The 3,362-nt window shown below is 68.3% G+C and carries 4 protein-coding genes; 2 read left to right on the top strand and 2 right to left on the bottom strand.

Annotated elements, in window-relative coordinates; all coding sequences use genetic code 11:
* The gene (locus tag G6028_RS02070; protein WP_241730480.1) at positions 1–378 is read right to left on the bottom strand and encodes a hypothetical protein; all 378 of its coding nucleotides are present in this window, start codon (positions 376–378) and stop codon (positions 1–3) included.
* Between the two features lie 85 nt (positions 379–463).
* Here G6028_RS02070 and G6028_RS02065 point away from each other — a divergent pair, with 85 nt between their 5' ends.
* Positions 464–1,609 (top strand): IS630 family transposase, encoded by a 1,146-nt coding sequence (locus tag G6028_RS02065; protein WP_182638885.1) that lies wholly within the window; start codon positions 464–466, stop codon positions 1,607–1,609.
* 27 nt (positions 1,610–1,636) lie between these two features.
* On the opposite strand, the gene G6028_RS02060 is transcribed toward G6028_RS02065, so the two are convergent.
* The gene (locus G6028_RS02060; RefSeq protein WP_182657896.1) at positions 1,637–2,707 is read right to left on the bottom strand and encodes a glutathione S-transferase family protein; all 1,071 of its coding nucleotides are present in this window, start codon (positions 2,705–2,707) and stop codon (positions 1,637–1,639) included.
* Between the two features lie 120 nt (positions 2,708–2,827).
* Here G6028_RS02060 and G6028_RS02055 point away from each other — a divergent pair.
* The coding region (locus G6028_RS02055) for a DUF2332 family protein (RefSeq protein WP_182657895.1) at positions 2,828–3,362 on the top strand (535 nt) is incomplete at its 3' end.

Genomic DNA, 3,362 nt, shown 5'->3' with positions numbered 1-3,362 from the left:
CTAGTGGGTATCTCCGTTAGTTCGTCGGGGGTCGGTGATCCAGGCGGTGGGGTCGCCGAGGTAGAGGCCGCAGGCGGTGTCGAGGGCTTCTTCGGGAGTGCCTGAGGGCCATCCGTTTGGCAGGGCGGCTTGTTGGTAGTCGTTGTGGCTGGCGCGGTAGATCGCAAAGCCCCAGTTGCTGGCTGATCCGGCGTAGCGCAGTCGGCAGAGCTTGACTTCGTCGCCGTCGGTCAAGGTGGCATCGACGTAGGCAAACCCGGCCCGGTAGCGGGTGTGCAGTTCCTGGATCTGGGGCCACCGTTCGGACGCGCGCGCCAGGAGTTTCTGTCGCAGTGAGGTCTGGGTCGACTCGGGAATCTTGGCCATGATCTCCATCATCGCCGCCGCCCGTTCTCGCCCTCGACTTCCGGCTTGTTCCGGCGTGGCGGCTTGGCGGTCGCCTCCGGCTGGGCCAGAAATGAACATGCCTCCCACCAGCGCCGACATCGTCATCCTCACCGACAAGGAACGCGACGAGCTGACCCGCCGCGCGAACGCTGCCCGCTGTGCGCACCGTGACGTACTGCGCGCCCGGATCGTCCTGGCCGCCGCAGACGGTGACGCGAACGCTGTGATCGCCCGCGACATCGGGGTGTGTGACGACACCGTGCGCCAGTGGCGTCATCGCTTCTGCGCCGAGCGCCTCGAGGGGCTCAAAGACCGGCCCCGCTCGGGACGGCCGCGCGTGTTCACCCCCGTCGAGGTCGCCCAGGTCAAAGCGTTGGCGTGTACGCGTCCGGCTGACCACGGTCTGCCGCTGACCAGATGGTCGGCCGCCGAGCTGAGAGCCCACGCCGTGGCCACCGGGCTGGTGCGCCCGGTGGCCACGGCGACGATCGGGCGCTGGCTGGCCGCCGATGCGATCAAGCCGTGGCAGCACCGATCGTGGATCTTCCCTCGCGACCCCAACTTCGCCGTCAAGGCCACCCGGGTGCTGGATCTGTACCACCGCCGCTGGAACGGCATCGAGTTAGGCGATGATGAGTACGTCATCAGTGCTGACGAGAAATCGCAGCTCCAAGCCCTCAAACGCCGTCACGCCGAGACTCCCGCCAGGCCCGGTCAGCCGCGGCGCGTGGAGTTCGAGTACCGCCGCGGTGGGACGTTGGCCTACTTCGCCGCCTACGACGTCCACCGTGCCCGCGTGATAGGGATGACCGCATCAAAGACCGGGATCGCCCCGTTCACCGAACTGGTCGAGCAGGTGATGACCCAGGAACCCTACGCCAGCGCCAAGCGAGTGTTCTGGGTCGTCGACAACGGCTCATCCCACGCAGGTCAGGCCTCGATCGACCGAATGAGCCAGGCGTTTCCCAACGCGGTCCTGGTGCACCTACCGGTGCACGCCTCGTGGCTCAACCAGGTCGAGATCTACTTCTCGATCCTGCAGCGCAAAGCCATCGCCACCGGCGACTTCGCAAACCTCGACGACCTCGCCGCACGCATCCTCAACTTCGAGAATCGCTACAACCACAGCGCTGAACCGTTCGGCTGGAAGTACACCCGCGATGACCTCAACCGCCACCTCGACCGTCTCAACAACGACGGCACGCTCCGCGCAGCGGCCTGACCCCCGACGCACTAACGGAGATACCCACTAGCCTGCTCCGTGCCCCTCCGGGACCCGTTCGGACGGGTCCTCGATCGGACCCGGGGCGGTGCCGGCGCCGAACGGGCGGCCACCCAACTCCTCGCGGTGATGCGGGGAGAGGAGGCCCGCGAGGTCCGGCCCCTTGGGCACGATTCCGGTGGGGTTCACGTCGCGGTGGACGTTGTAGTAGTGCTCCTTGATCTGCGGGAAGTCGCAGGTGTCACCGAAGCCGGGCGTCTGGAACAGGTCGCGCAGGTAGCCCCACAGGGCCGGCATCTCGGTGATCTTGTTGCGGTTGGCCTTGAAGTGGCCGTGGTAGACCGCGTCGAAACGCACCAGAGTGGTGAACAGCCGGATGTCCGCGACGGTGATCGTGTCACCGGCGAGGTACCGACGGGTGGTCAACCGCTCCTCGAGCCGGTCCAGCGAGGCCCAGAGCTCGTCGTAGGCCTGTTCGTAGGCGCCCTGCTCGGCCGCGAAACCGCTGCGGTACACGCCGTTGTTCACGGTCGGGTAGATCCACGAGTCCAGTTCGTCGATCTCGTCGCGGTGCTCGTCGGGGTACAGGTCCGGGGCGCCGTCACGGTGGAAGGCCGACCATTCCGTGAGCAGATCTAAGTTGAGCTTCTGGTACGCGTTGGTCACCACCGACCCGGTGGGCAGGTCGACGAGGGCCGGGACGGTGATGCCCCGCGGGTAGTCGGGAATCCGGTTGAAGTAGGCCTCCTGGAGCCGGTGCATGCCCGTGACCGGGTCCTTGCCGTCGGGGTCGAGGTCGAAGACCCAGGAGTTGACGTCGTGGGTCGGGCCCGCCAGACCCATGGAGATGGCGCCCTCCAGACCCATCAGACGGCGGACGATGATCGAGCGGCTGGCCCAGGGGCACGCACGGGCCGCCATCAGGCGGTACCGTCCGGCCTCGACGGGCCACCGCATCTCGCCGATCTTCTCGCCCACCGGGTCCGATCCCGCCGGGAGATCCGCCACGACCCGATCGTTGATGTAGGTGGCGTCGCGGACGAACTCCCCGTCCTCCGAGGCGTTCTTGGCTGGCATGAACTCGGTGTCGTCTGCCATGGGGTCTCCTACGGTCGTCGTCGCGGCCAGTGGTTGATGCATCACCAATATAGCCGGTCGGCGGCCCCCGCGCCAGCACATCCGGGTGATCCGGGGCGCCCGGTGTGCCACGCTGGCCGCATGGACTCCGCGCACGTCGACGACGTTCCCACCCGCTACGCCGAGTTCGCCGAGTTCGAGGTTCGCGGCCGCACCCCGGTCTACCTGGCGTGGGCCCGGGGGATCGCCGAGGACCCCGCGACGTGCGAGCTCATCGGGAGCCTGCCCCGGATCAAGCGACAGCCCGCACTGGTCTTCGCCTCCGCCCGGCACGCCGGCGCGCCCGAGACCGAGGACTACCCGGTGTTCCGGGAGTTCGTCCACGACCACTGGACGCAGATCGAACGGATCGCCCTCACCCACTCCACGCAGACCAACGAGGCCAAGCGGTGCGCGGTCCTCCTGCCGTTCCTCTCCCTGCTCCCGGGCCCGCTCTCGCTCGTGGAGATGGGGGCCTCCGCCGGCCTGTGCCTCTACCCGGACCGGTACGCCTACCGGTACGCGCTCGACGGCGGCTCCACCCACGAGCTGCGACCGGCGGGATCGGATACGGCCGCCCCGGCCGCCGGCACGCCGGTCCTCGACTGCGCCCTGCGCGACGGCGTCCCCCGCCCGC

It is taken from the genome of Dietzia cercidiphylli, assembly GCF_014145145.1.
GTDB classification, from domain to species: Bacteria; Actinomycetota; Actinomycetes; order Mycobacteriales; family Mycobacteriaceae; genus Dietzia; species Dietzia natronolimnaea.
This window is presented reverse-complemented; position numbering and strand designations above follow the sequence as displayed.